Raw genomic sequence first — 24,179 nt, 5'->3', positions numbered from 1 at the left:
AGGCTGACCGACAGGGTTCCAGCGGCGACGCCGAGACGTTGGTCGACCGCGTCGAGAAAGTCGTGAAAAAGACGGCAAGCAAAACCGAGGAAGCCATTCGCGATCGTTTGCCGGAGACCGACGAGGCTCCCAAATCGAACGAGTCTCCCGAAACGACGTGATAGCGCTGCGGTCGTTCGTGGCGATTCCGACCGCGGGTCGCCTCGCGGTTGCCTCGCCAAAGAAGCTCATATCCGAGATGCCCGCGAAACAATCCGCACAGCAGATTGCCGGGCCATAGGGGCGCTCGCGTTGCCGCGATGTCCGACGTGATCGCGCGCAGCCTCGCCGATGCGGGCCGGTTCCGAAAGGTTCGTCGGCAAGTAAGGCATCGAGCCGAAGGCGGTGACGAATGCCGGTCCCGGCAAACCGGCATCGTAGACCGCCGGCAGGGTTTGATCTCGACTAGCGAGCAACGATGTCATTTCATCGAATAGAGATAGGCCGCGATATCCCGCGCCTCCTGCTCGGAAATTCTGGTCGAAGGCATTGCCGTGTGCGGATTGATCTCCCTTGCGGCGCGTATCCAACGGACCATGTTTCGCGGGTTGTTGGACAATACGCCGCCGATATAGACCCGGGTGGCCAAGCTGGCGTCGAGGCGTGGACCGACCAACCCTTGCGCGCTGGGAACGCCGGTGATCGTGTGGCATCCAGCACAGCCATTGGCCATCATGATGGGTATGGCGCGGGCGCCAACACCGCCGGTTGCATTGTCGGCCTTCTGCTCCACTCGACGGCTTTGCTCGAAGTACAACGCGATCCCGGCCATGGCTGCAACGAGCACGACAATTGCCGCGGCGCCGAGGATGGGTCCGGACGGAGTGAAGCGCGATGTGGCGCGCACGCCGATGCTGCTGGTGGCATTGTCCGACTTATGCGCGACCCTGATGAGGCGCTCCGGCCACAATGTCAGCGCCGCCCGAGCTGCGGCCAGCACAGCAATTGCCGTCCCGGCACCAATGACCAGCTTAGACAGCGTGGAGCGCATGCGACGTCTCCCATCTTCTCCGTCCACTAGAGCGAATCCACAGACCGGCCAGCAGCAACGCGGCTCCGCCATAAATCAGGCCGGCCGGAACCCACATCACCAAGCCGGCGAGCTGCTGGTCCTCGATCGGGCTAAGGTTCCACAATTCCGCACCGGCTGCGTTTACCGGGTACCACAGCCTTGGCGAGACCAGCTGCAGCACCCCGAGCAGGCCGGTGTGCAGCGAGGTGAAGAAGAGGTGCATGACGGCGCTTCCATAGGCTTGTTCGCGGCCTGAACGCGGCAGCAGTACCCACCAGAACAGCAGCCCCGTACCGAAGAAGCTGGCATGTTGCGCATAGTGCAGGACACCCTGTGCAAGCGCCGCCTCGAACAACACCGGAACGTGCCACGCCCATATCGCGACCCCGTGCAGGAAGGTGGCGGCTAAAGGGCGGCTGATGGCGGCCCAAGCGATTCGAAGCACCTTCGCGTTCCCGGCTGCGCCAAATGCCAGCCGCAGCTTGATCGGCAATGCCCACATCATCGCCGCCGCCGGACGGGAGGCGACCAGCAGGGGTGCCGCCACCGCCATCAACAGTTCGTGCTCGATCATGTGGGCGGTGAAGACGCGCTCGCCTAATGCATGGAGCGGACTGACCAGTGCTGTCGCCAAGATGGCCCAGCCGGTCGCAAACAGCAGGGCTTGCCGCATTCGCAACGGGCGGCTGCGGGCGCTCCGCCTCCACAGCCGAAAGGCGCCTGCCGCGTAAAGCAGTGCGACCACGGTTAGCGGCAGCGTAATCGGCAACGCCAGCGTCCAGCCGGCCTGCGGAGCGCCGGCACCGTAGCAGACCGAGGTCGAGAAGAGCGCGTCGAAGCTCATCGTAGGCAGCCGTCAAGAATGAGCGAGGCGGCGCCTTGCATGACGATTACCAGCGCAAACAGCACCGCGCTGAGAATGCCGATATTGGCGACGAAATCCTCTGTGCTGCGCGTACGATCCGGTTTGAAGGCGGCGCCTCCTTGCTGTCGCGCCCGCCACGACAGCGCGCCGCCAAGCAAGGCCAGCACTGTCAGCACCAGCGCAATGGCCGGTATGACGGGAATACCGTGGGCGCACTGCCACTCCACGAACGCGTAATTCAGCTGCGTCGACACCGCCCAGGCCAAAGGCCCGGATAACAGCCCGCCCCATGATGTGCCCAAGCGAAGCGCACGCATCTCAGTCAAGCCTCGGCATCCAGTAGATCAACAGATAGATCGGGATCCAGGTCGCGACCACGAAATCCCAGTAGAAGACGTTGTCGCCAACGTCCCCGAAACGCCGGCCGCTATAGCCATGGCGCGTGAACATCAGGACCGTCAGCACCAGCGTGTCGCCGACGTCGGTGATCAGGTGTGTGGTGTGGAGGCCGAGCAGGACCCACAGCATTGAGCCGTACGCATTGGTATCCCAATAGATGTTGAGGGCCGGAAATTCGAACCACCGCACGACAAGCGGTGCGATACCGAGCAGCGACATGACGATCAGGCCGATGCGCACGGGCACCATGGCACAGGCTTCGGCGTAGCGGTTCAGTATGTGATTGGGTACCACGCTGGCGAGCAGCAACAGCGTGACGATGGTGCCCGGCCAATGGTTGGGCGGCGGCACGCCCAATGGCCATTCGGGCGACAGATAGGCGAGGTAAAGATAGGTGCCTGCGGCGAGCGCGAAGCCGGTGCCCTCCAGCGCCATGAAGGCGAGAGTGCCCCACCAGGTCGGGCTGCGCGGTCCGAGTCCGAAGGTCGGGAGTTCGGAAAGATCGGCGGCAGGACGCTGTTTCACTCCTCATCCTCCGGATCGCCTTTCGGCCAGAACCAACCGATCAAAGTGATGGCGATCGGCCCGGCTCCCCAGACCACCGCCCACGGGCTGAAGATCGAATAGAGAAAGGTGGCGCCGACGGCGAGCGCGGCGAACAATGGCCAGATCGACGGCGTCGCCGACTTCTCGCGCACATCGGGATGCGCCTCCGCCACGGTCGAAATAACAAGTTCGCGCGCGTCGACGCGAAGCCCGGTCGCGACAGGCAGCGTGTCACGTTCGGCCCAGAGCGGCTCGGCGTGGGTAACCACCGGGATCCGAGCGAAATTATAGCTCGGCGGCGGAGAGCTCGTCGCCCATTCCAGCGTGCCCGCATTCCAGGGATTGTCCCCGGCCGGGGCGCCCCTCGACGCGCTGTACACCAAGTTTATCGTGAGCAGAACGAAGCTTAGGAACAGGACGACCGCGCCGGCTGTGATGAACAGGTTGATGTTGCCCCAGCCGAGCTCCACCGGATAGGTGTAGACCCGGCGCGGCATGCCCCACAGGCCGACAATGTGCATCGGAAAGAACGCCGCATTGAAGCCTATGAAGGCAAGCCAGAAGTGCCAGCGTCCGAGACGTTCGCTCATCATCCGGCCGGTGATCTTGGGGAACCAGAAATAGGTCGCGCCGAGCAGCGGGAATACCGACCCGCCGATCAGCACGTAATGGAAATGCGCGACCACGAAATAGGTGTCGTGTACTTGCAGGTCCAATGGCACCGACGCCAGCATCACGCCAGTCAGGCCGCCCGCGACGAACGTGAAGAAGAAGCCGAACACGAACAGCAGCGGCGTCCTGAATATCGGGCGTCCGTCCCACAATGTCGCCAGCCAGCAGAAGATCTGCAGCCCGTTCGGGATGGCGATCAGCATGCTCGAGGCGGTGAAGAAGCTCGCGCCGAGCTTCGGCAGGCCGGTTGCGAACATGTGGTGAACCCACAGGCCGAACGACAGGAAGCCGACCGAAATCAGCGACAGAACCATGCCCAGATAGCCGAATACCGGACGCCGGGCGAAAGCGGCGATGATCGAGGACACCATGCCGGTGGCCGGCAGGAAAATGATGTAGACTTCGGGGTGGCCGAAGAACCAGAACAGGTGCTGGAACAGCAGTACGTCGCCACCCTCGGCGGGATTGAAGATATGGGTGCCGACCAGGCGGTCGAGGATCAGGAACGTCGACGCGATCATGACCGCCGGCATCGCGAACACGATCACGAAGGAGGTGACCAGCATCGCCCAGACGTAGAGCGGGATCTTGTCCAGCGACATGCCCGGCGCACGCTGCTTCAGCACGGTGACGATGGTGGCAACCGCGACCGCCAACGACGACACTTCGGTATAGGTGATCATCTGCGCCCACACGTCGGAACGCTTGCCTGGCCCGAATTCAGGACCGGACAGCGGCACGTAGGAGAACCAGCCGACGTCGGGCGCCATGTCGAGTGCAAACGACACCCAGGCGAAGAGGCCACCGGAGAGATAAATCCAGAAGCTGAATGCATTGAGGCGCGGAAAGGCGATGTTGCGGGTGCCGACCATCAGCGGCACGAGGTAGATGCCGGTCGCCTGAACGATCGGCACTGCAAACAGGAACATCATGGTTACGCCATGCATGGTGAACAGCTGGTTGTAGCGGTCGGGCCCGATCAGCCCACGCTCCGGCCCCGACAGTTGGATGCGCATAGCAACGGCGCTGAGGCCACCGAGGCACAGGAAGACGAAAGCGGTGATCAGGTAGCGCCGCGCGACGATCTTGTGGTCGACGCTCGAGAGCGCACCGATGATGCCCGGCGCCGTCTGCCATGTCCGCGCCAGCCAGCGGTCAAGGCTGGCGGTGTCGAGGCCGGTATCGCGAGGACCGTCGCGCTCGGGGGCCAGGTCTCCTTTGCCGGCGCCGGCGAGCCGACGCTCACGGGCCACGTCGGCGCTGCTCATTTCAGGCCCTCGAGATAGGCGACGATCGCATTCAGTTCGTCCCCGTCCAGTCGCACCACGGGCATGTGGGCGCCTGGCTTGATCCCCTGCGGATTGGCTATCCAGGCTGCGAGATTGCCGCGGCTCATTGTCAGCGTGCCGGCAGCGAGCGTTTGCCGGCTTGCGATATGGGTTAGATTGGGGGCGACCGTGCCGCCGGCGATGGTGCCGCCGATCTTGTGGCACATCACGCATGGCCGTTTGAGGAACAGATCGTGGCCGGTTTTGGCCTCGGCCGACACGGGGGCGGCCGCCGGCCGCAGCTGGTCGTTCAGCCACGCGTCGAAGACGGGCCGAGGTTCGGCGATGATGAAGGTGCTCATATTAGCATGCTGCGCGCCGCAGAACTCGGCGCACTGGCCGCGATAGACGCCGGGCTTGTCCGCCTTCAGATCGAGAACGTTCTCGTGGCCTGGCATTAGGTCCAGCTTGCCCGAGAGGTTCGGTACCCAGAAGGAATGGATAACATCGGTCGAGGTCACTACAAGCCGCACCGGCTCGCCCGCCGGGATGTGGATTTCATTGGCGGTCGTCAGGATGCGGTTCGGCTGATCGCTTTCGTAGCGCACCTCCCACCACCATTGATGCCCGGTCACCCGGATCGTCAGCGCCGCGTCCGAGCCGATAGCAGCGAGCGTCCGGTTAGCGAAGAAGCTCAGCAGCGTCAGGCCGACCAGAATCAGGGCGGTAGCGGCGAGTGCGGCGACGACAATTCGCATCTTGCTGCGCTCGGCGGCAGCGTCGAGGACAAGCGGATCGCCGACTGGCGCCGGGCGCCGGGCCAATGGCACGATCAGCACGGCCATCACTAGAAGCCAGACCACCGTGCACAGCGCGGTGAAGAACCAGATCAGCCATGCGAGTTCGCCCGCAGCCGGGCCCTTTGGGTCGAGCGCGGATTGCCAGCCGCTGCATCCTGCGAGGAGCAGGATGCAGGCCGTGCACCCGCACACCGTCCAGACACCGCGGCTCACGGCGACTTCCCCAGCGTCGCGGCGTCCGGCAGGCGATTCTCGGATGGATGAGGCATCATGTCGTCGTCGCGGCCCGGCGCGGCGGAGGACGGTGCGTTGCCGCTCAGTGCCCGGACGAAGGCAGCAAGCTCCCAGATCTGGTCATCCGGGATCGTGTCACGGAAGCTCGGCATGCCGTTTGGCCGGCCGTCCCTGATCGTGGCGTGGATGCTTTCGATCGAGCTGCCATAGAGCCACTTCTGGTCCATGAGGGCCGGGCCCATACCGCCACCGCCATTGGCATGGCAGCCGGAACAGTTGAACCAGTTGAACAGACGCTTGCCCTCGCTGAGGTGGAAGGCGTTGGCCTCGAACACGCCGGCCTTGGTGTCGGAGGAAGCCGGTCGCTCGCCGCCCGGCGCAAGGACCGTGACCGCCGTCGGTTGGTCGCCGGCACCGAGCGCGGACTGAGGACGGGTATCGCGTTCCTCGCGCTGGCACCCGACAACCGCGAGGATTGCGAACACCAGCAAGGGAAGACCGCGCTTCATTTCAAGGCGCTCCGACAGGATCGAGGCGGGGCACCTGGTAGGCCGCCAGGATCGCGTCGATCTCGGCGCGGTGTCTGGTCAGGGCGGCGTCTACCTCGCCGCGCAGCGCATCGTCGTCGTGGCGCACACCCATAGAGATGTCGTAGACCATCGGCAGGAGCGGACCGTCGATGCGCGGCGCAACCGGCGTAATCCGCAACGGTATTTTTTGCCTGGCGCCGAAGTAGCCGGCCAACGGTCCCCAGACGACGGCCATATCGATGTCGCCATTCGCGACCGCCTCAATGATGCGTGCTGGCGGGTTCGGCGCCGAATAGTCGCCATAGACGGGGAAACCGGTGAGATGGCCGACGATGCCGCGACGGCCAAGCGCCTGGACGGGCGGCGAGTTGGCGCCGTCGTCGCCGATCAGCTGGACGCCGATGTTCAGATCGCGCAGGCGAGGATCGTTGAAGGACGTGATTTCCGGCGCATCCTTGCGTGTCACGAACACATAGGAAGACCGGTAGTAGGGCGCGGTGGTGCGCAGCATCTCGAGATTGGCGGGCGTGCCGGGCACCAGATCGCACAGGCCGGCTTTCAGCGTGTTGCGGACGAAGCCGCGCCGCTGTGCCCACCATGTGTAGGAAACCGTTGCGCCAAGCTCCGTCGCGACGAGTTCGGCAATCTTGTTTTCAAAGCCCTGCCTGGCGGCATTGGAGAACGGCATGTTGTTGGGATCGGCGCAGATCCTCAGCTCGCGCGCATCGGCGACGGCGGCGACGAGCGAGAGCGCCAGTGCGCCGACCGCGGCGCCAAACCGCCGGGAAGATTTTCTCCGTGCGCGCGCAACTCGGCCGATCATCTCAAGGCAGCCGGAACACATACAGCGTACCTCCCGGCGTGGTTACATCCTTCAGATCCTTCATGACGTTGACGAAGCCGAGCGCGGCGGTGGCGTCGCGCGGATCGAGATCGCCGGATACGATCGCGCCGGCCCAGCCGCCGACGCCCGAAAGAATCGCGACATATTGGTGCCCGTCCGGGCCGCGATAGGTGATCGGCTGGCCGATGATGCCGGACGACGTCTTGAACTGCCAAAGCAGTTCGCCGGTCCTGGCGCTGACCGCCTTGAACCAGCCTTCCATCGTGCCATAGAACACGACGTTGCCGGCGGTGGCGACGGCGCCGCTCCACACCGGAAAGTTCTCCTTCAGGCTCCACGCCGGCATGGCGGCGGCGACATCCCAGGCGGTGAAAGCACCGCGATTGCCGCCCGGCCCGGGAATCATGCGCACGTTCATGCCGACATAGGGCGTGCCGGCGATGTAATTCACCTCGACGCCTTCTTCATCCATGCACATGTTGTTGTGCGGGATGTAGAGCAGGCCGGTCTTGGGCGAGAACGCCGAAGGCTGCCAGTCCTTGAGGCCGGACGCGGTCGGGCAGATGTCGCGCACGACCTTGCCGGTGCCGGTCTTCTTGTCCGGATTTACAATCAGCCGGCCGGTCTTGAGGTCGACGCCCTTGCTGGAATTGACTGGCCCGAACGGGACCGCCGACAGGACCTCGCCCGTGGTGCGATCCAAGAGATAGACATAGCCGTTGCGTTCCGGCCGCACGAGCACCTTGCGGGGCTTGCCCTGCCAGGTCATGTCGAGCAGCACCTGTTCGTTGATGCCGTCGTAGTCGTGCAAATCGTGCGGGGTCCATTGATAGAACCATTTGGCTGCGCCGGTGTCGGGATCGCGGGCAAAGATGCCGGCGGTCCATTTGTTGTCGCCAGGCCGCAGATCCGGATTCCACGGACCGGGATTTCCGGTGCCATGGAAGATCAGGTTGAGGTCCGGGTCATAGGAGATCCAGCCCCACACATTGCCGCCGCCGATCTTCCAGGCGTCGGGCGGCCACGACGTCACGCCGAGATCCTTGCCCTTGTCCATGTCGTAATGCGGCTTGAAATCGGGGCCGATCAGCACCTCGGCGTCAGGGCCGGTGTTGTAGGCTGTCCAGACGACGTGCCCGTCGCCGGCGTCGAGCGCCTTGATCCAGCCGCGCACGCCCATTTCGCCGCCGGAATTGCCGACCAGCACCTTGCCCTTCACCACCAGCGGCGCCATGGTGATGGTCTCGCCGATATTGATGTTGCCGATATGGGTGTTCCAGAGCGGTTTGCCGGTGGCCGCATCGACGGCGATGGCATGGCCGTCGAGCGTGTTGAAATAGATGCGCCCGTCGAAGAAGGCTGCACCGCGGTTGACCACGTCGCAACAGGCAACGCCCTGCGCGGCAGGCTCGGGATTGGGCTCGAATTTCCACTTCATCGGCGCGCCGGGCTTGGTAAGGTCAAGGGCGTAGAGAATGTTGGGAAACGGCGTCACGATGTACATCGTGTTGCCGACGACCAGGGGCGCAGCCTCCTGACCCTTGTTGACGCCGGTCGAGAAGGTGAAGGCCACTTGCAGGTTTTTGACGTTGTCTTCGGTGATCTCCGCAAGTTCGCTGTAGCGGGTCGAGGCGTAGTTCTTTGCCGGCATCGCCCACTGGCCGTCGTCGGGCGGAGCAGCTGCGGCCGGCGGATTTATCGGAGGGCCTGATTCGGGCTGCGCAACCGCCCCGGCGATCAGCGCAAACCCTGCCAGCAGCGTCCATCCCAGCCTCGCAGCCATTGGCCTCTTTCCCCTTTTGCCAGGCACCCTATTTTTCGCCGCCACCAGTCGCGCTTGCCTCATTTGCTGTCGAGTTGCCGACGTTGGCGGAGAGCTCCAGTAGCTGCAACTGCGCCCTGTTTGTTGAACACTCTCCAACGCGTGAGCGGCGCAGAAGTGCCAAATGCAACGAAATAAATGTCGGATTCGGTTGGCCAAGAGTCGGCGGCCGGGCGCTCGGGACAGTCGATCCGAATGTTCGCACTCAAGTCGGAAGTAAATCTATTCCCGGTGGTCCGGGCTCGGCTGGAACGGAGCGGCACCTATCGCAGTTGTGTCGAATGCTGTCTGCAGTCGAGCAACTGGCTCAATCGGTGAAAGAGCGGCGAGCGATCCTGTTCGTTGGAGCCGGGGTGTCGATGAGCGTCGGCTTGCCGTCCTGGCAAAAGCTCATCGAGCACATGCAAAACGAGCTCGGTCTCGACGAGAACATGATCGGCGCACCTGAAGCCAGTTATCAGGCCCTTGCCGAATACTACCGGCTGAAGCAGGGGAGCCTCGGCCCTTTGCGCAGTTGGATGGATCGCGAATGGAGCGTCTCACCGGAAAAAGTGCAGGGCTCGGCGATCCACAAGCTCATCGTGTCGCTCGATTTTCCGATCATCTACACCACCAACTATGATCGCAACCTCGAAGTCGCCTTCGAGATCCATGGCCGGCCCTTTGTCAAAGTCGCCAACGCGAAGGACTTGCCAAAGGCCACCGGCGAGGTGACGCAGATCATCAAATTCCACGGCGATTTCGACGACGATAAATCGTTGGTCCTGGCGGAGACCGATTATTTTGAACGGCTATCGTTCGATTCGCCGCTCGATGTGAAATTTCGAGCCGACGCGCTAGGGCGCACCATCCTGTTCATCGGCTACAGCATGTCCGACATGAACATCCGTCTGCTGCTGCATCGGCTTTGGCAGACCTGGCGCAGGTCCGGTTACGAGAAGAACCGTCCGAAGTCCTTCATCTTCATGCCGCAGCCAAGCATCGTCCAGGAGGCCGTCCTCGGACGCTGGGGCATCGATATGCTGACCGAGGATGCCGACGATCCAGAGGACGCGCTGCTCGCATTCCTGAACGAACTCAAGGATAAGGTCGGCCGACCAGACACCGACTGAAAACCTGCGGAAGTGACGACGCAGTGGGAACCGGTTGGCCCGATGTGAGTTTGGAGGAGGCTAAGTTATACGGGACCACGCCTGTATGAGCGGACGCAAACACAAGCGAAGAATGCATGCCAAACACGACCTGTCGGCCGAGCAGGTCTATGAGATCGATTTTTTTGCCCGCAGGTGCGGCCTGACGAGGGACGAAGCGCTCAAGATGATGCGAGATGCCGGCCGGTTGAAGGACGGCGCGAAGGCGTCTGGCGAATCCGGGCCGAAGTAGCCGCATGGGTTCTACATAGCGGGCGGCCGGGATGGTCATCCCGACACAGATGCTTCGTTGTCGGTCTCGGTATCCGCATGGCAGTCGGTGGTGGAGCGCACCGCTGAGGATCGAGCGATGCACCGGCCGTCACCGATGGAACATCCATCGACAATTTTCGTTGACATGCTCCACAAGGCGAGAGGTCGAACATGTCGAACTTCCAAGCCGCCACCCCGGAGCGTTTGCAGCAGCTCAGGCTTGAGGCGACGGCGCACTTTGCGCCGCTCATATTGCGAGAGGCGTTGGTGCGTCTATGCCGGGCCTGCGGAAGCGATAGCCTTGAACGTTTCGAGAAGACGATGGTGGATCAAATCGAGGCATCGCGTGACGACAAAGCCGATTTCGATGCAATGAAGGAATTTGCCATCGAACAGCTCTATGGCTGGATTCGAGACGTCAAGTCTTCACCGGATATGACACAGCCGCTGGAGAACGTAGATACCCGAAGGACCCCCGGCCGCTCTGAAGAGCCGCAAACGCTGGAAGACCAGTTGCAGGCAGGCCTGGAAGATTCCTTCCCGGCGAGCGACCCGCCGGCGGTCGTCTCCACCGCGATCCCCGGCGGATCGAAGAAGCTCGTCGGAACCGACGAGATCCTCAGGCAAAAGCGGGAGAAGGACGCCGAGGGCGCGAGCCAATCGTGATATGCCGCGTTTTGGACGCCATTGAGGTACCCCTGTTCACCCCGCGTCCGATGCGAAGGCTGCTGTCGGGGCAGGTCTAGGATGCGACTGATCTTCGACGAGGATTCTCGCCTCCCAAGCAGCATTGACGAATGCTTCGCGAGCCTCCGCCGCCGTGATTTGGCCGATCTGGGCGCCATCCAATGCTGCTGTCGCGATCAGCGACAACGGGGCGTTGCGCGCCGGCCATTTTTCGCTCTTGAGGCAGTATGCGGCTTCGAAAACCGAACTGACCGTTCGCGATCGCCCCGGCTTACCGAAGTAGATGCAAACCGGGACATCGAACTCTATCCTCAGCATGGCGGTACTCCGACTTATCAAGTAACAGTAGCCTCTATGGTTTGCAGCGCCCGGCAGGGTTCAGCCTAGATCGTGGGCTTCCCTTGGTTTAGTCCCTGCTGGCATTTCGGCTACCATATCGTGCGCCAGAATTCCGGCCTTGCGGGCAAATGCTTCGAACGCCGCTCGCACCGTCTCAGCATCGATCTCGTCAGCCAGTCCGGCGCGACAGGCGTCGAACGCTCCCTTGTGCGCCGGGCCGCGGCTCGGCCATTCGTTCAGAACGTCATAGGCCTGCCAAATATTTTCGACGTGGCGAGGGAAACCAAGGCCGACGAGAATTGGAACGGGGCGGCCAAAGGATTTTTTTGTCATCTGTATCTCCACGAAAGAGCCGCCGGGTCAACGCGCAAGGCGGACACGACGCCGATGCTCTTTAACGCGGGATTGCTGCACGAGTTGCAGCGGGTTTGTTCGATAGCGCAGCGCCCGGCCCCGGCATTATTTGTTGGTCCGTATCTTTTGCCGGGGATTGATACCGCCTTGCGGCGTGGTGTCGTTCTCGACGTCGCCTTCGAACGTGTTGTTGCCCTGATCGAGCCGGTCGCCCTCCTTGATCGTGCCCTTGGAACTGCCGATGCCGGGATCGTTGGCAAGATCGCTATCGGCCGGCGTTTTGCCTTTGGCGTGCTTGTTTCCTGTCATGAATTCCTCCTGTTTTGACGTGGCGGACTGTCCTTGAGGTGGCGGCCAAGGCTCGCTGCGAAATCGCGTTTCGACGCGCCAATGGCGGCGCCCCGGATTTCGGACGACCTCGATTCGAACTCCGCGATACCGGTGGTTGTTCCGTCAAAAATATCGCCGCCGGCCGGGTTGCCCAGCCAAGCCGCTCCGGTTCTTGGTCGGGTGATTTCGCCCACCGGAACGATCTTTCGATCAATGCATTTAACAGGTCTGCGCTCACGAACTCATTCTGGACGGGAGCTGGACCATTGCCACCCACAGCCTACGCCTTCGCGACCCGCGAAACCGAAGAAGTTTCCATCGTCCACCTCATACCCGCTTTAAGGGCTTTCGCGCGTACTTTCTGCCGCACTCCCGATGATGCCGACGACCTGGTCCAGGAGACGCTGACCAAGGGACTGGCCAACATTGACAAGTTCGAAGCTGGAACGCGCATGAAGTCATGGCTCTTCACGATCATGCGCAACACCTACTACACGCGTGTCAGGGCCGCAGTGAGGGAAGCGCCCGGCCTGCTCGACTGCGCTTCGCTGCGGCCGATCTCGGAAGCGACACAGGAATGGTCCGTACAGGGCAAGGAAGTCCACCAGGCCATCCAGAGCCTTCCCGAGCACCAGCGCGAGGTTCTGATGCTAATAGGCGTGCTGGGCGTCAGCTATGAGGAAACGGCCGAAATATGCGGTTGCGCGGTGGGAACCGTGAAGAGCCGGCTCAACAGGGCACGCGCCGGAGTGCTGCAATACCTTGGCGAAAGTTCCTCGCAAACGCTGATGGAAAGGCGCAGCTATCTGTCCGAAGGACAACTGGACTTCGAAGCCGAGAGGCGCCGCTAATACATGTCACGTTAATTACTGGTTTCGCGCAATCGTCTTTTCACAAGCGCGTTCTGCAATTCGATCGCAAGTTTGGTCAGCCGGTCAGGAACCCTTTCCTGTTCGATGGCCGCAAGCAAGGAAGCGATTTCCCGGTCTATCGTCAGATCGGCACGCGTGCTGACGGAATCTTCCCTTGAGCGAGACATCGCGTTCTCTTGGCAAATGTTGGTCCCTTCACCTCACTCTGGTGGCAACAGTGCGAGTTTGCAAGAATTTGCAGGCCATCCATGCGACCGGCTTCGGTCCTTGCACAGCTTGGTCAGCAGTTGGGCTCTCGCTGCGTTTCAATTGCTCGCCGGCTGCAAGCCACATGCTGCCGCAACGATCAGTCTTCAGGCCGCCGATCCGCTGAATGATCCTGGTACTGCTCGGATTTGACCCGATTGCCGTCGAGCCCACGCTCCTTGGTGTGCTGCTTCTTATCTCTGTTGGACAGAACGGCGTTCTCTTCGATCTTGTCCTTGGGAAGATCGGTCATCGCGCCAGCGCCAGCGCCTTTGCCGTGACCGCCGCGACCGATGTGCTTCTTGCTGCCGGACGCCATCTTGTCCTCCTTCATACTGTCGAATAGCGGCTTTTCCCGTTCGGCATCCGAACCAGCGGTGGGCCGCAATGTTCCGCCGGAAATCGTAAGCAGGAAGGCATCGCCGTCCCAGTGCCGGAACGGCTTTTCGCCGTCGACGAGGACTTGCATGCCATTTGCATTGGCGAAAGTATGAACGTCGGCGCGATCCAGCGCCGGCGATCCGCGATATGAGTAATTCAAAAGCACGGCCATGCCTGGCCTCTTCAGCACGCGTGCGATTTCCACGAAATGTCGTTCCGCGAGGCCGGCCAGCACCAGATAGGGAAAGCTGTCGACGGCCAACACGCGGTCGAAGCTGGCATCGCGAAAATCGGCAAGATCGAAACCGCGGGTAGGGCGGAATTCTACATTACCGAGCCCGGCGCATCGCCGACGGGCGATCGAGATCATCGCCGGGGATATATCGCTGCCGACGATCCGGTGCGACAGAGCGGAGAGCGCCTGTTCGAACCGACCGATACCACAGCCGATATCCAGTATGTCGCGGCTGCTGCCGGTAAAGCCCCGGCTCTCCAGCCATGCAACGATCTCAGCCGTAGCGGCAGAGAGCTTTTCCTCATTGCCCAGCGACGACAGCTGGACGCTCGCCGCCGGGGAGATCGCCGCCGCCGCGTCAAACCCGGCCGCCAGCCGCTTGACGACCGCATCGTCGGTCTCTCCCTCACCGCGTTCGTGCCGAACGGCACCACCCGTTTTGCACAGCGTGGGGAAGATCTCGGGCCTGCGCTGAAGCAGGTCCGCAATTCGTTGTAGTTTTGCCGTCTTTCGTGGGTCGGCCGAGTGCGTGTTTTGCACGATCTTCGCCAATTCTGCGGCATCAATTCCTGTCTCGAAACGGAGAGCCAGCCTGGCGATGACGGCTTCGACGCCGGCACCGTCTGCCATGCAGTCCTCCAGCACCCGCCTTGCTGATGTCGACCGCCGAGATCCCGGCTGGCTCGCGCTCATCGCCCTTTGCTCCGCGTCCAGATCTTGCGCATCGTCCACCGGTCGACGGCGCCCCAGCTGTATTTGTAGGCCTCTTGTCCGCGCAGAAAATCGAACTCTTCCGCGCCTTCGCAGATCGCCTGCCCTATCGCCCGGCCAATGAGCAGCGCGCCGGGACTTTCCTCCGCATAGCCCGGATCGAAGCCACCGAGATAAGCGTAAGCGCGGCCACGATGATGGAACCCGTAGTAGGCGCCCACGATCGCGCCACCGATGGCGACAAGCCAGCATCGAGCAAGTGCCTGAGCAGCCAGCTTCGGCAGCGCGTGACGGTGGAATTCTTCCACGCGGGTATCGGACAGAACGCCGTCGCCGTGTCCGGCCCAGCGCGCGCGGTGAAGGCGGATCAGGTGATCGAGGAATGTCTGCGGATCGGACAAAGCGGGTTCGATGGAGACCCTGCCGCGTCTCGACGCGGCCCTGTGGGCGCGGCGCAACTGGCGCCTCCGCCGCGCCGGAACACAGCCTTGAAGCGTCTGGTCGCCGGCGAGGGCGAGCACCGGGCAAGCGGCGTGATCGACGGCTTGGCACGATTCGAGCGCGGCATGCCTGATGGCAAGGCCGGCGCTGCCGGGAGGCAGGTCCTGCAAGATCCACTGTGACCAGCCGAGGGAAAGAACCGTGTCGGCGATGCCGACGGCGACCGGTTCGGCGGTTTGGGGAATACAAAGGACATCCAGATAGTCGCTCAACGAAATGCCGAGCGGAAGCAGCCGCGCCCCGGCGACCTGGCATTCCAGATAAAGTGGCGCCAGGCCGACCAGATCGTCGCCATGCCAGACGGCGACCGTCGCTAGCTCGCCGGGAGCGAATGTCCGCCACCATGGCAGCAACCATGCGGGAGACTGGAACGGCGTCGCCGAGGGACTGCGCGACCAGAGTTCCCACCAGTGCGGCTCGAGGGCTTCGAGGTCCGCCGGATCGTCGATGATCTCACTGCGGAGCATGTCCCGCTCACCTCGCCGTCGCGAACTGCCCGCTGTTTGTGCCGAGCTGTGCCAGCGCCCGATAGGCGTCCATGTAGGAGGAAACCATGCGGTCGAGTGAAAAGCGCCGCCGCGCCTCGGCCCGGCAGGTCTCGGGGTCCAGGCCGGGTGCGGCAGCGATGGCTTCGGCCATCTCGTCGACATCCCCGACCAGATACCCGGTCTTGCCGTGCTCGACCACATCCGGCAGTGCGCCATTCGGGAAGGCCACCACGGGGGTGCCGCAGGCGAGCGCCTCCATGGCGACGAGCGAACTGGTTTCCGCGGCAAGGCTCGGGATGACCAGGCAGCGGGCTGTGTTCAGCAGGCGCCGCTTGGCGACAAAGCCGAGCGGACCAAGGAAGCGGCGCCGGTCGTCCAGCCGGGGTTCGACCTCGTCGCGAAAATACGCTGTGTGCGTTTCATAGGGGTAGACCTTGCCACCGATGACCAGCGGCACGCTGGCCTTCTTGGCTGCGTCCAGCGCCAGATGGATGCCCTTTTCCGGGCAGACGCGGCTGAGCACGAGCGCAAAGTCGCGCTTGGCCTGCGGCTCGCTCAGCGCGTCGATGTCCACTCCGTTGGGAATCGGCCCGATCAGCCTGGCTCCCGGTGGCGCGGTCCTTTGCTGAGCCGCCGATACCGCATGCAGCCACAGATCCCCCCGCGCCGGATTGAGAGCGTCGGCCGGATACCAGTCGAGCGGCAAATGCAAGGTCACCAATGTCGGCCCGTCGCCCGGCAGATAGGCGTCGAAATCGATGCCGTGCAAATGAACCACGTCGATCGGCCAGCGCGCGCGCGCAGTAGCAATTGCGGCGCGATGACCACGCTGCGCCCGGCGCTTCGCCGCTTCATCGAGCACGCCCGGCTCGGCCGGCGTCTCGATGAGGACACCCGCAGCGCTCGATCCCTGGCAGCCGATCACGATCGAGCGGTGTCCGGCCTGTACGAGCGCCTGGTCGAGCATCGACAGCACCTGCTCGGCACCACCGACCGCATCCGGCCCGACGGGAGCGAGGGGATAGGCGACGTTGAGGACGGTGAGCGTCATGGCTGGAGAGCCAAAGCTCCTCACGCTGCAGAGGCGCGCAGCCTGCCGACCGAAGGGGCAGCGATGCTGCCGGCATAGCGGCGCGTCATTGCCGCGCAGAACTCGGCGAATTCCTCAGGCACCAGTGGCGGACTGCTGTGGTGCGGCATCAATCCGCGGTGTTCCGGCGTGAAGCAGAAGGTGACCGTCACGTCGAAGTCGGCCAAAGCCTCCATCTGCCGGTCGAACCAGTCAAGCGCGTTGGGCCTGAATCTGTCGGCCCAGGAAAGCCCGGTGCGCAGATTGGTGACGCCGAGCCGTTTCATCCAGGCGACGGCGTCGTCCAGCCGGTGATCTTCGAAATGGAACCACTGCACCAGTCCCATTGCCGGCGCGTGGTGCAGAAACTCCTCGAACGCGGGCTTTGGCGTGCCGTCCTGACGAAGCAGGCCCATGTAGAAATGGCGGTAATAGGAAGAGCCTTCCGACTCGCGATGGCGCGTCGTCGCTTCCCACTCGCGCGGCAGGTCGTAGAGGCTGTACCATTGGATGCGCGGTGCGTTGCCGATCAGCAATTCCGCGGTCCGGCGCAGGCCCCAGACCTGTACCTCCTCGGCGCCGAAGGTCGATACGCCGACCTCGCTGACCCATACCGGGAGATCGGTAACAGCCGAAATCTCGCCGATCTTCTGCGGCCATTCGTGGATCTGCCAGAGGTTCCAGTCGAGCGGAAAGCCGTGCACCGCGACCGCGTCGACATGATCGAGCACGCCGAATTCCTTCATCCGTGTCATGAAACCGGCATCGATCGGCGAGATGCCGCCCAGCACCTTGATCAAGGCGGGATTCTCCGACGCTATCGCGTCGGCGGCCAGGATTGCCGTAGTGGCGAAGCGGCTCCAGTCGGGGTCGAGCTCGGGATCCCAGTGGGATTTGTTGTTGGGCTCGTTCCAGATCATCGCGGCTTCAATCATTTATCTGTCCTTTCAACGGGTAGACGGCGCCGCCGCCGGCCGGCGCGTCGGCGGTACGGCAGAAATAGACCTCCTGCTCCGGTTGCAGCACAATCTCGAAGCCGGCGCTGCGCAGCATGGCTTCGGTGCAGGCGCGATTGGGAATCCACCAGTTGGTGGGGTCGTCAGCGTAACGATGCTCGATGAAATGCAGCTTTGGGAACTCCGGCCGGTCGAACAGGTCGTGGGTCCAGAAATGATAATTCTGCTCGAGCGCCGGCACGTTGGTGCTGCCGCGCTGCATCGACTGGAAGATCATCAGGTCCCGGGCGACGTGCTCCCGGATCAGATCGAGTGCGAGCAAGGGATGGCGCAAATGGTAGAGCACTCCCATGAACAGCACGATGTCGAACCGCTCATGCAGGGCGCCAACGTCGTAGACCGAGAGCTGCCGGAATTCGATGTCGCAGTCCGCTACCTCAGCGGCAAAGCGCGCCTGCGCCAGGTAAGCCTCATCGAAGTCGATGCCTAGCACGCGTCCGGCGCCGCGGCGTTTCATCTCGATCGAGTAGAAACCCGCATTGCAGCCTATGTCGAGCACCGCCTTGCCGGAAAGATCGGCGGGAATCGCGTCGGCGAATTTGCGCCATTTGATCAGCGGATAGTTGCCAAGGAAATGGTCGGGAGCGGTTTCGATGCCGGCCAGTTCCATATTGTGGAACCATGGGCCGAGCGCATCGATACGGCGGCGGATTTCGGCATCGGAATGCAGCATGGCTAGCCTCCTTCGCCTGCGAGGATAGGAACGTGCTGGTGGCCGGGCAGCGTAATGGCGGCTTGATCGTCCTTGGTCCCGGCGGCGCTTTCAAGCAGCCGAAGTGCGGTGCGGTAGCCGTTGAAGGTGCCGACGTCGACATAGGCGGTGCCAGCCTTGATGCCATAGGCTTCGCCGCCGCCGGCGAGATAGGCATTGACCAACGTGCCGATATATTCGTCGCTCCGGTCCCGTTCCCGCCACAGCGCGGCGAGCTGGTGAAGGGTGCGGCCGGGCATCTTGAACGCACCCCAAATCCAGTTCGATTGGGCATTCTGCTGCTTGACCTGGATTTGCTTCACCCGGTCGTCCTCATCGACAACGACGGCATCGAAGAATTCCGGCTGGTCCACCGGAAACAACAGGAAGGACAGGCCGTCGTCCGGAAGGGCCAGGAAGCCGTTTTCGGGAAACCAGATTGTATCGGGCAGCCCGACCAGAACGGTCTCATCGGCTGCGACGAGCGGTGCGGCGCGGAAGATGGCGTCGCAAAGGCCGACCGGAGAGGGCTGCACCACAAACAGAGCGGCCGCATCGGCATAGCCTGCAGAATAATATTCGAGGATATCCGACTTACCCGAGCCGATGACGAAGCAGATCTTGTCGGCCCCCGCGCGCACCATGCGGCGCACCAGGTATTCACTGACCGCGCAAGGCCGCTCGGTATTGCCGTCGATGCGGCTGCCGACCGGCAGAAGCTCCTTCGAAAAGCCGAGCGGCTGGATGCGGCTTCCCCGTCCGGCTGCGGGCACGATGCCCAACATCAAACTGCCTCCTTCAACGGCTCGCCATGCGTGGAGCCGTGCAGTGCATCGGACAGGATGCGGTCGAATTCCTTCGCCCGCCGCGCCGAGGTGTGTTCGTCCAGCACCCGCTCGCGCGCACGGCGGCGGATCGCGTCAAGCTCGGCGTCGGACAGGTCGAGCGCGGCGACCACGTCGTCGGTGCTGTTGGCCACGACGATCTCTTCACCGGGCCGGAAAAAGGCCTCCAGTCCGGGCCATGTGTCGCTCACCATCGCAGCACCGCAAGCGGCGGCTTCGAACAGCCGGCCGGAAGGACACCAGCCTCGTTCGGCCATCGCCTCGCGGGTCACGTTCAGGGTCAGTCGTGAAGATGAAAAGAAGGCGGGGTGGTCGGCCGGCGGCAGATGCCGGACGAAGAAGATATTGTCGCTCCACGGGAATTCTTGCGGATATTGTGCGCCGCCAATAATGAAACGGCGATCCGGCAGGCGCGCAGCCGGATTGACCAGCAGCCTTTCGACCCCGGCCTGGCGGTCTGCCGCATAGGTCCCGAGATAGGAAAGGTCGCCGGCAAACTCCGGCCTGGGCGGGGCGGGCCGGTGTCGCTCTGGATCGACATGGCCGTAGAGCGGCATGACGCGGCGTGCACCCAGCATCGACCTCAATGCGTCGATCGCGGTTCCTCCCGTGTAGCTCAGCACGAGATCGAAATCGCGAAGCCCTTCCGGCCCGAAATAAGCCGGAGGCTCACCTTGTTCGATCCGGGCCAGCGTCACCGGCGTGTCCAGATCGTAGAAGACCTTCAGCCCGCGACAGGCCTGGTGGGCAAGGCGCGACGCGCTCACGGCATCGGGGCAATAGGAGGTGACGATGACAACATCGGCCTCATTCATTGCCTGCTCGGCAACGTGCTGAATGTCCTGCCAGTCCGGATAAAGGACAATGCTGCCGCCATCCAACTGGTCGAGGTCGCGCGTCCCGGCATAATAGGGAGTGTTGCGTTCGAAGAAGGTGATGGACCAGCCCAGCCCGGCCATCGCCCGGATCAATCCGCGCCACAGCGTGGCGTGGCCGTTGCCCCACGACGATGTCACGGTAAGACCGAAAATGACCATGCGCATCCGGCAATTCCCCGTCAGGCAGCTTCGTTGAGTCTGATCAGCTTCGACCCCCAGTCCCCCCAAACAACCGTGGTGATCGACGCTGGGTCGATATCGAAGCGAAAGCAGTTTCCCAGCGACAGGCCGAGCACTTTGCACACGGCGGCCTTGATGACGTCGGCATGGCTGACCAGTGCGACGCACTGATTCTGGTATGTTCCGCGGACCTGCTCGATCAGCGAGACGACGCGTTGCTGCACGTCCAGCATGGTCTCGCCGCTCGGCGTTCTCGCCTGCTGACGCTGGTCGTTCCACGCTCGCCAGTCGGCATCCTGGTTCAGCTCCTCGAAGGTCTTTCCCGACCAGGTGCCGAAGTCGATCTCATCGAGTTCCTCGCGGATCACGATTTCACCGGCATTGCAGGCGAGCGCGATCGGATTGGCCGTCTCCTGCGTGCGTTCGCGCGGGCTACAAAAGATTGCCGCTATCGCCTCGCGTGCCATGCGGTCAGCCAGATGCGAGGCCTGTGCCCTGCCGGCTTCGCCAAGGCACACGCCGGCCATCCGTCCGGCAAGATAACAGCCGACATTGTCGTGCGCGGCGTGGCGCACCAGAAAGAACGTCGTCGTCATTCCGCGGCATCGAGCATCGGCTCGTCCTTGCCGGCGATGAAAGAGAGCGTGCGCTGGCGGGCTTCCGCGTCGGTGAACTGCTCGGGCGGCGATTTCATGAAATAGCTGCAGGGACCGGTCAGCGCGCCCGCGATACCGCGGTCGAGCGCCAGCTTGGCGCAACGCACCGCATCGATCACGACGCCGGCCGAGTTGGGCGAATCCCACACCTCCAGCTTGAGCTCGGCATTCAGCGGCACACCGCCGAAGGTCGTGCCTTCGACCCGGATATAGGCCCACTTGCGGTCGGTCAGCCATGGAACGTGGTCGCTTGGCCCGACATGAATGTTGCCGGGCTCCAGGGGAACGTCGATCTGGCTAGTGACGGATTGGGTCTTTGAGATCTTCTTCGATTCCAGCCGCTCGCGCTCAAGCATGTTGAGGAAGTCGGTGTTGCCGCCGAAATTGAGCTGGTAAGTGCGATCGATGCGCACGCCGCGCTCACGGAACAGGTTGGCGAGCAGCCGGTGGACGATCGTCGCACCGACCTGGCTCTTGATGTCGTCGCCGATCAGCGGCAGGCCGCGCTGCTCGAAGCGCCGGCGCCACTCCGGCCGCGAAGCGATGAAGACTGGTATGCAGTTGACGAAGGCGCAGCCCGCCTCGAGCGCGCACTCGGCATAAAAGCGCGTTGCCTCCTCCGAACCGACTGGCAGATAGGACACCAGGATTTCGGCGCCGCTTTCGGCGAGGATCTTGCCGACGTTGGCGACCGGCTCGTCGGCCTCCTCGATCTCGTCGCGCAGATATTTGCCGATGCCGTCCAGCGTCGGTCCGCGTTCGACGCGAGCGCCGGTAGGCGCCACATTGGCAAAGCGGAAAGTATTGTTCGGCGCGCTGTAGATCGCGTCTGCCACATCGCGTCCGACCTTGCCCTTGGCGACATCGAAAGCGCAGACCACCTTGATGTCCTTGACATGATAGCCGCCAAGATCGGCATGCATCAGCCCGGGTATGGGCTCATTGCTCCTTGCGTCGCGGTAATAGGTGATGCCCTGAACAAGGGAGGAGGCGCAGTTGCCGACGCCGACTATACCGATTCGAACTTTCTTCGATCCCACGAAACCGCTGCCTATGCTGTTGAAGGTAAGTTCTTCGTGCCAAACCGCCTTCCTCCCGGATTGTTCCTTGCCGGCTGCAAAAATCGTTCAACCGATAGTGGATCAAAGTAGCGCCCGCCGAGTTGTGCAGCCAGGGGTGAGGCAAACCGGGACGGGACAATGATCGTCTATGGCGACCACAAGCGAATTGAGAGCGCGCGACATGTTCGCGGCTCGGCCTGCGACGCGGCCGGGCACATTGCGGACATGCCAAGTGGGATCGAACGCCACGCAGCCTTGGTCGGCCTGTTCATCAGGGCTTCGGAACTGGTCCAGGGCCTCGCCGATGCTGAATTCGAGGCCAACGGCATGGACAGGAATTCCCTACAGCGGATCGCGGGCGCAAATCTCCTGGTCGGCTTGGCCCGGGACGTTGGCAGATCGTGGGGGGCCGGATTCGCCATCGACGGCCCGATCGATGCTGAAGTGCCGCGAATGCTGGCCGAACTCGATTGCGATGGCGAAATCCTGACCGGCACGGCTGAAGGATTTGCCCATTACGCGCTCTATCCGGAGAGCTATTTCGTCGCCGCGCGGCAGTCGGGTCTCGATGCGAACACATGCGTGATCGGCATCCGCAGCATCGGCCTGGGGCTGGCAGCGATGGTGGCGGCAGCCATCGGCGCACCGGCACCCGTCAGCGTCCGTCCGACCGATCATCCGTTTCGCAGGCGGCTTGCCGCCGATCCGGAACTGATCGGCGGCTGGAGGACAAGGCCGTCGGCCGATTTCGCTGTCGTCGACGAAGGCCCGGGCCTGTCAGGCAGTTCGTTTCACGCCGTCGTCGCATGGCTGCAAGCGCTGGGCATCGATGCCGGGCGCATCCATCTGTTCCCAAGCCATTCGGGTGGGCCGGGTCCCGAGGCATCGGCGGACAGTCGTGAGGCATGGACGGTTTGCCAAAAACACACCGCGGATTTCGAACGGACTTTCCCCGCTGGATCCGCTGTCCCGACGTTGCGGGATTGGGTCGCCAGGACGATCGGCAGCACGGAGGTCAGCCTGATAGAAACATCCGGCGGAGAGTGGCGTCGCCTGCACTATGGCTCGCAGGACCATTGGCCACCCGTTCACCGCGGCTTCGAGCGGCGGAAGTTCGTCGCTTCTGCGGGCCGGGAAAAATGGTCGGTCAAATTCGTCGGCCTCGGTGAAATCGGAATGCACAAGGCCGAGACTGCCAGGAGGCTGCACGATGCAGGCTTTGGCCCGGACGTCGCCGGGCTGTGCCATGGCTTTCTCGTCGAACGCTGGATCGACGGTACAACGCTGGACCGGGCAAGGCATTCGAAAGAAAAGGTGGTCGCTCATCTCGCGCGCTATCTGTCTTGGCGCGCAGCCAATCTGCCCGCCTCCGAGCCGGGTGCCTCGCTGGAGGCGCTTGCAGACATGGCCGTGCAGAATACAAGCGAGGCTTTAGGCGAAAGCCGCGCCACGGAGTTGCGGAACTGGTTCTCGAGACAGGCTCCACCCAAGACCATGCAGCGGGTCAAGATCGACGGGCGGCTTCATCCGTGGGAGTTCATCCTTTCGCGCGGTGGAAGGCTGGTCAAGACGGACGCCCTCGACCATTGCCGATCGCACGATCTGATCGGCTGCCAGGACATCGCCTGGGACATTGCCGGCGCCCGCGTTGAATACAGCCTCTCCAATGCGGCGACTGCGGCGCTCTGCAAGGCTGTGGAAGCGACTACGTCTCGTCCCGTCGATGCCAATCTGGTCCACTACTACGAGCCCTGCTATCTCGCCTTCCAGCTTGGCTTGTGGAGCATGGCTGCACGATCTGGCGATGATCGGGAACAGATCCGGCTGGCGGCCGCGGCAAGACGTTATACGGCGATGTTGCTTCGTTTCCTGGATAACCAAGGGGACCTGCGGCCCTTCGACCAGGATCAGTCCAGCCGGCGAAGCATATCCGCTTCCTTTTCGAGGATGGCCGCTACCTCCTCCCTCTGAAGATGCGTCAGCATCAGGCTCACGCAACATTCCAGATAGGTGATGGAGGCGCGCCGCAGGAAGGCAGCCGTCTCTCTTGCGGCCATTTGTTCGATGTCTTTGGCGGATCGTTTGGGATGCACAATCGTCTCCATGCCGGTACCTTGGCAGAACCAGAAGCTGGACGGGTTGTTCCCGCGACGAGAAAAAGTGACCAAATCCGCAACGACCGCGCGATCATGCAGCGGCCAGACG

General features: G+C 62.9%; 26 protein-coding genes and 1 pseudogene. 5 read left to right on the top strand and 22 right to left on the bottom strand.

Going from position 1 to position 24,179, the window contains the following annotated elements; translation table 11 throughout:
* Positions 1-460 precede the first annotated feature (460 nt).
* The 9 genes from NKH23_RS17315 to NKH23_RS17275 form a co-directional block, all read right to left on the bottom strand.
* On the bottom strand, positions 461-1,030 hold the full coding sequence (locus NKH23_RS17315; RefSeq protein ID WP_352717687.1) for a c-type cytochrome: 570 nt from the start codon (positions 1,028-1,030) through the stop codon (positions 461-463).
* Positions 1,011-1,895: a cytochrome c oxidase assembly protein gene (locus NKH23_RS17310; protein ID WP_352717689.1), complete on the bottom strand. Its 885-nt coding sequence runs from the start codon at positions 1,893-1,895 to the stop codon at positions 1,011-1,013. Before NKH23_RS17310 ends, NKH23_RS17315 begins: the two co-directional genes overlap by 20 nt.
* Positions 1,892-2,170, bottom strand: a complete 279-nt coding sequence (locus tag NKH23_RS17305) for a hypothetical protein (protein WP_352977896.1) — start codon at positions 2,168-2,170, stop codon at positions 1,892-1,894. The genes NKH23_RS17310 and NKH23_RS17305 overlap by 4 nt, the downstream gene beginning before the upstream one ends.
* Positions 2,171-2,234: 64 nt before the next feature.
* The gene (locus tag NKH23_RS17300; protein ID WP_352516479.1) at positions 2,235-2,840 is read right to left on the bottom strand and encodes a cytochrome c oxidase subunit 3; all 606 of its coding nucleotides are present in this window, start codon (positions 2,838-2,840) and stop codon (positions 2,235-2,237) included.
* Positions 2,837-4,801 carry a cytochrome c oxidase subunit I gene (gene ctaD, locus NKH23_RS17295; protein WP_352717691.1) on the bottom strand — a complete coding sequence of 655 codons (1,965 nt, stop codon included), beginning with the start codon at positions 4,799-4,801 and terminating at the stop codon, positions 2,837-2,839. Before ctaD ends, NKH23_RS17300 begins: the two co-directional genes overlap by 4 nt.
* Entirely contained in the window at positions 4,798-5,814 is a 1,017-nt protein-coding gene (coxB, locus tag NKH23_RS17290) for a cytochrome c oxidase subunit II (protein WP_352717693.1), read from the bottom strand. Before coxB ends, ctaD begins: the two co-directional genes overlap by 4 nt.
* Entirely contained in the window at positions 5,811-6,344 is a 534-nt protein-coding gene (locus NKH23_RS17285; protein ID WP_352717695.1) for a c-type cytochrome, read from the bottom strand. The genes coxB and NKH23_RS17285 overlap by 4 nt, the downstream gene beginning before the upstream one ends.
* A 1-nt stretch (position 6,345) precedes the next feature.
* Positions 6,346-7,188, bottom strand: a complete 843-nt coding sequence (locus NKH23_RS17280) for a substrate-binding domain-containing protein (protein WP_352912877.1) — start codon at positions 7,186-7,188, stop codon at positions 6,346-6,348.
* Position 7,189: 1 nt separating this feature from the next.
* Positions 7,190-8,992 (bottom strand): methanol/ethanol family PQQ-dependent dehydrogenase, encoded by a 1,803-nt coding sequence (locus NKH23_RS17275; protein WP_352912876.1) that lies wholly within the window; start codon positions 8,990-8,992, stop codon positions 7,190-7,192.
* Between the two features lie 320 nt (positions 8,993-9,312).
* Here NKH23_RS17275 and NKH23_RS17270 point away from each other — a divergent pair, with 320 nt between their 5' ends.
* The 3 genes from NKH23_RS17270 (at position 9,313) to NKH23_RS17260 (ending at position 11,100) form a co-directional block, all read left to right on the top strand.
* The gene (locus tag NKH23_RS17270) at positions 9,313-10,143 is read left to right on the top strand and encodes an SIR2 family NAD-dependent protein deacylase (RefSeq protein WP_352912875.1); all 831 of its coding nucleotides are present in this window, start codon (positions 9,313-9,315) and stop codon (positions 10,141-10,143) included.
* A gap of 85 nt (positions 10,144-10,228) precedes the next feature.
* Positions 10,229-10,414, top strand: a complete 186-nt coding sequence (locus NKH23_RS17265) for a hypothetical protein (protein WP_352912874.1) — start codon at positions 10,229-10,231, stop codon at positions 10,412-10,414.
* Positions 10,415-10,605: 191 nt separating this feature from the next.
* Entirely contained in the window at positions 10,606-11,100 is a 495-nt protein-coding gene (locus NKH23_RS17260) for a hypothetical protein (protein WP_352717702.1), read from the top strand.
* A gap of 36 nt (positions 11,101-11,136) precedes the next feature.
* On the opposite strand, the gene NKH23_RS17255 is transcribed toward NKH23_RS17260, so the two are convergent.
* The 3 genes from NKH23_RS17255 to NKH23_RS17245 all read right to left on the bottom strand — a co-directional run bounded on the left by NKH23_RS17255 (position 11,137) and on the right by NKH23_RS17245 (position 12,123).
* Complete coding sequence (locus tag NKH23_RS17255) at positions 11,137-11,439, bottom strand: DUF982 domain-containing protein (protein ID WP_352717704.1); 303 nt, start codon at positions 11,437-11,439, stop codon at positions 11,137-11,139.
* Between the two features lie 60 nt (positions 11,440-11,499).
* Positions 11,500-11,793: a DUF982 domain-containing protein gene (locus NKH23_RS17250; RefSeq protein ID WP_352717706.1), complete on the bottom strand. Its 294-nt coding sequence runs from the start codon at positions 11,791-11,793 to the stop codon at positions 11,500-11,502.
* 126 nt (positions 11,794-11,919) lie between these two features.
* The gene (locus NKH23_RS17245; protein ID WP_352717708.1) at positions 11,920-12,123 is read right to left on the bottom strand and encodes a hypothetical protein; all 204 of its coding nucleotides are present in this window, start codon (positions 12,121-12,123) and stop codon (positions 11,920-11,922) included.
* A 287-nt stretch (positions 12,124-12,410) separates the two neighbouring features.
* On the opposite strand from NKH23_RS17245, the gene NKH23_RS17240 reads away from it, so the two are divergent.
* Entirely contained in the window at positions 12,411-12,995 is a 585-nt protein-coding gene (locus tag NKH23_RS17240) for a sigma-70 family RNA polymerase sigma factor (protein WP_352516484.1), read from the top strand.
* Positions 12,996-13,362: 367 nt separating this feature from the next.
* Here NKH23_RS17240 and NKH23_RS17235 read toward each other — a convergent pair whose 3' ends face one another.
* The 10 genes and pseudogenes from NKH23_RS17235 to NKH23_RS17190 form a co-directional block, all read right to left on the bottom strand.
* Positions 13,363-13,581 (bottom strand): hypothetical protein, encoded by a 219-nt coding sequence (locus NKH23_RS17235; RefSeq protein ID WP_352912931.1) that lies wholly within the window; start codon positions 13,579-13,581, stop codon positions 13,363-13,365.
* Positions 13,582-13,803: 222 nt separating this feature from the next.
* Positions 13,804-14,508 (bottom strand): annotated as a pseudogene (locus tag NKH23_RS17230) (class I SAM-dependent methyltransferase); the annotation flags it as partial.
* Positions 14,509-14,567: 59 nt separating this feature from the next.
* Complete coding sequence (locus tag NKH23_RS17225) at positions 14,568-15,557, bottom strand: GNAT family N-acetyltransferase (RefSeq protein WP_352717712.1); 990 nt, start codon at positions 15,555-15,557, stop codon at positions 14,568-14,570.
* A gap of 7 nt (positions 15,558-15,564) precedes the next feature.
* A complete protein-coding gene (locus NKH23_RS17220) occupies positions 15,565-16,629 on the bottom strand; it encodes a glycosyltransferase family 4 protein (protein WP_352717714.1) in 1,065 nt (354 codons plus the stop codon).
* A gap of 20 nt (positions 16,630-16,649) precedes the next feature.
* Positions 16,650-17,582: a glycoside hydrolase 5 family protein gene (locus NKH23_RS17215; RefSeq protein WP_352912873.1), complete on the bottom strand. Its 933-nt coding sequence runs from the start codon at positions 17,580-17,582 to the stop codon at positions 16,650-16,652.
* Positions 17,575-18,336, bottom strand: coding sequence for a TIGR04290 family methyltransferase (locus tag NKH23_RS17210; protein WP_352717718.1), 762 nt, complete (start codon positions 18,334-18,336; stop codon positions 17,575-17,577). The genes NKH23_RS17215 and NKH23_RS17210 overlap by 8 nt, the downstream gene beginning before the upstream one ends.
* A gap of 2 nt (positions 18,337-18,338) precedes the next feature.
* Positions 18,339-19,139, bottom strand: coding sequence for a nucleotidyltransferase family protein (locus NKH23_RS17205; RefSeq protein ID WP_352717720.1), 801 nt, complete (start codon positions 19,137-19,139; stop codon positions 18,339-18,341).
* Entirely contained in the window at positions 19,139-20,242 is a 1,104-nt protein-coding gene (locus NKH23_RS17200; protein WP_352717722.1) for a CgeB family protein, read from the bottom strand. The genes NKH23_RS17205 and NKH23_RS17200 overlap by 1 nt, the downstream gene beginning before the upstream one ends.
* Positions 20,243-20,256: 14 nt before the next feature.
* Positions 20,257-20,853 carry a histidine phosphatase family protein gene (locus NKH23_RS17195; RefSeq protein WP_352467989.1) on the bottom strand — a complete coding sequence of 199 codons (597 nt, stop codon included), beginning with the start codon at positions 20,851-20,853 and terminating at the stop codon, positions 20,257-20,259.
* The gene (locus NKH23_RS17190; RefSeq protein WP_352717725.1) at positions 20,850-21,953 is read right to left on the bottom strand and encodes an inositol-3-phosphate synthase; all 1,104 of its coding nucleotides are present in this window, start codon (positions 21,951-21,953) and stop codon (positions 20,850-20,852) included. The genes NKH23_RS17195 and NKH23_RS17190 overlap by 4 nt, the downstream gene beginning before the upstream one ends.
* 159 nt (positions 21,954-22,112) lie before the next feature.
* Between NKH23_RS17190 and NKH23_RS17185 the strand changes: the two genes are divergently transcribed.
* On the top strand, positions 22,113-23,945 hold the full coding sequence (locus NKH23_RS17185) for a hypothetical protein (RefSeq protein ID WP_353035097.1): 1,833 nt from the start codon (positions 22,113-22,115) through the stop codon (positions 23,943-23,945).
* Positions 23,946-24,179: the final 234 nt, after the last annotated feature.

The organism is Mesorhizobium sp. M1328 (assembly GCF_040318075.1).
Lineage (GTDB): Bacteria > Pseudomonadota > Alphaproteobacteria > Rhizobiales > Rhizobiaceae > Mesorhizobium.
Note: the sequence above shows the minus strand (reverse complement) of the source record. Positions and strands in the feature narration are given on the sequence as shown.

Excerpts from the sequence above, each read along its gene's own strand:
- NKH23_RS17315 (WP_352717687.1), bottom strand. The coding sequence starts at position 1,030 with ATGCGCTCCACGCTGTCTAAGCTGGTCATTGGTGCCGGGACGGCAATT.
- NKH23_RS17310 (WP_352717689.1), bottom strand. The coding sequence starts at position 1,895 with ATGAGCTTCGACGCGCTCTTCTCGACCTCGGTCTGCTACGGTGCCGGC.
- ctaD (WP_352717691.1), bottom strand. The coding sequence starts at position 4,801 with ATGAGCAGCGCCGACGTGGCCCGTGAGCGTCGGCTCGCCGGCGCCGGC.
- NKH23_RS17285 (WP_352717695.1), bottom strand. The coding sequence starts at position 6,344 with ATGAAGCGCGGTCTTCCCTTGCTGGTGTTCGCAATCCTCGCGGTTGTC.
- NKH23_RS17280 (WP_352912877.1), bottom strand. The coding sequence starts at position 7,188 with ATGATCGGCCGAGTTGCGCGCGCACGGAGAAAATCTTCCCGGCGGTTT.
- NKH23_RS17275 (WP_352912876.1), bottom strand. The coding sequence starts at position 8,992 with ATGGCTGCGAGGCTGGGATGGACGCTGCTGGCAGGGTTTGCGCTGATC.
- NKH23_RS17270 (WP_352912875.1), top strand. The coding sequence starts at position 9,313 with ATGCTGTCTGCAGTCGAGCAACTGGCTCAATCGGTGAAAGAGCGGCGA.
- NKH23_RS17265 (WP_352912874.1), top strand. The coding sequence starts at position 10,229 with ATGAGCGGACGCAAACACAAGCGAAGAATGCATGCCAAACACGACCTG.
- NKH23_RS17260 (WP_352717702.1), top strand. The coding sequence starts at position 10,606 with ATGTCGAACTTCCAAGCCGCCACCCCGGAGCGTTTGCAGCAGCTCAGG.
- NKH23_RS17255 (WP_352717704.1), bottom strand. The coding sequence starts at position 11,439 with ATGCTGAGGATAGAGTTCGATGTCCCGGTTTGCATCTACTTCGGTAAG.
- NKH23_RS17250 (WP_352717706.1), bottom strand. The coding sequence starts at position 11,793 with ATGACAAAAAAATCCTTTGGCCGCCCCGTTCCAATTCTCGTCGGCCTT.
- NKH23_RS17245 (WP_352717708.1), bottom strand. The coding sequence starts at position 12,123 with ATGACAGGAAACAAGCACGCCAAAGGCAAAACGCCGGCCGATAGCGAT.
- NKH23_RS17235 (WP_352912931.1), bottom strand. The coding sequence starts at position 13,581 with ATGGCGTCCGGCAGCAAGAAGCACATCGGTCGCGGCGGTCACGGCAAA.
- NKH23_RS17225 (WP_352717712.1), bottom strand. The coding sequence starts at position 15,557 with ATGCTCCGCAGTGAGATCATCGACGATCCGGCGGACCTCGAAGCCCTC.
- NKH23_RS17220 (WP_352717714.1), bottom strand. The coding sequence starts at position 16,629 with ATGACGCTCACCGTCCTCAACGTCGCCTATCCCCTCGCTCCCGTCGGG.
- NKH23_RS17215 (WP_352912873.1), bottom strand. The coding sequence starts at position 17,582 with ATGATTGAAGCCGCGATGATCTGGAACGAGCCCAACAACAAATCCCAC.
- NKH23_RS17210 (WP_352717718.1), bottom strand. The coding sequence starts at position 18,336 with ATGCTGCATTCCGATGCCGAAATCCGCCGCCGTATCGATGCGCTCGGC.
- NKH23_RS17205 (WP_352717720.1), bottom strand. The coding sequence starts at position 19,139 with ATGTTGGGCATCGTGCCCGCAGCCGGACGGGGAAGCCGCATCCAGCCG.
- NKH23_RS17200 (WP_352717722.1), bottom strand. The coding sequence starts at position 20,242 with ATGCGCATGGTCATTTTCGGTCTTACCGTGACATCGTCGTGGGGCAAC.
- NKH23_RS17195 (WP_352467989.1), bottom strand. The coding sequence starts at position 20,853 with ATGACGACGACGTTCTTTCTGGTGCGCCACGCCGCGCACGACAATGTC.
- NKH23_RS17185 (WP_353035097.1), top strand. The coding sequence starts at position 22,113 with ATGATCGTCTATGGCGACCACAAGCGAATTGAGAGCGCGCGACATGTT.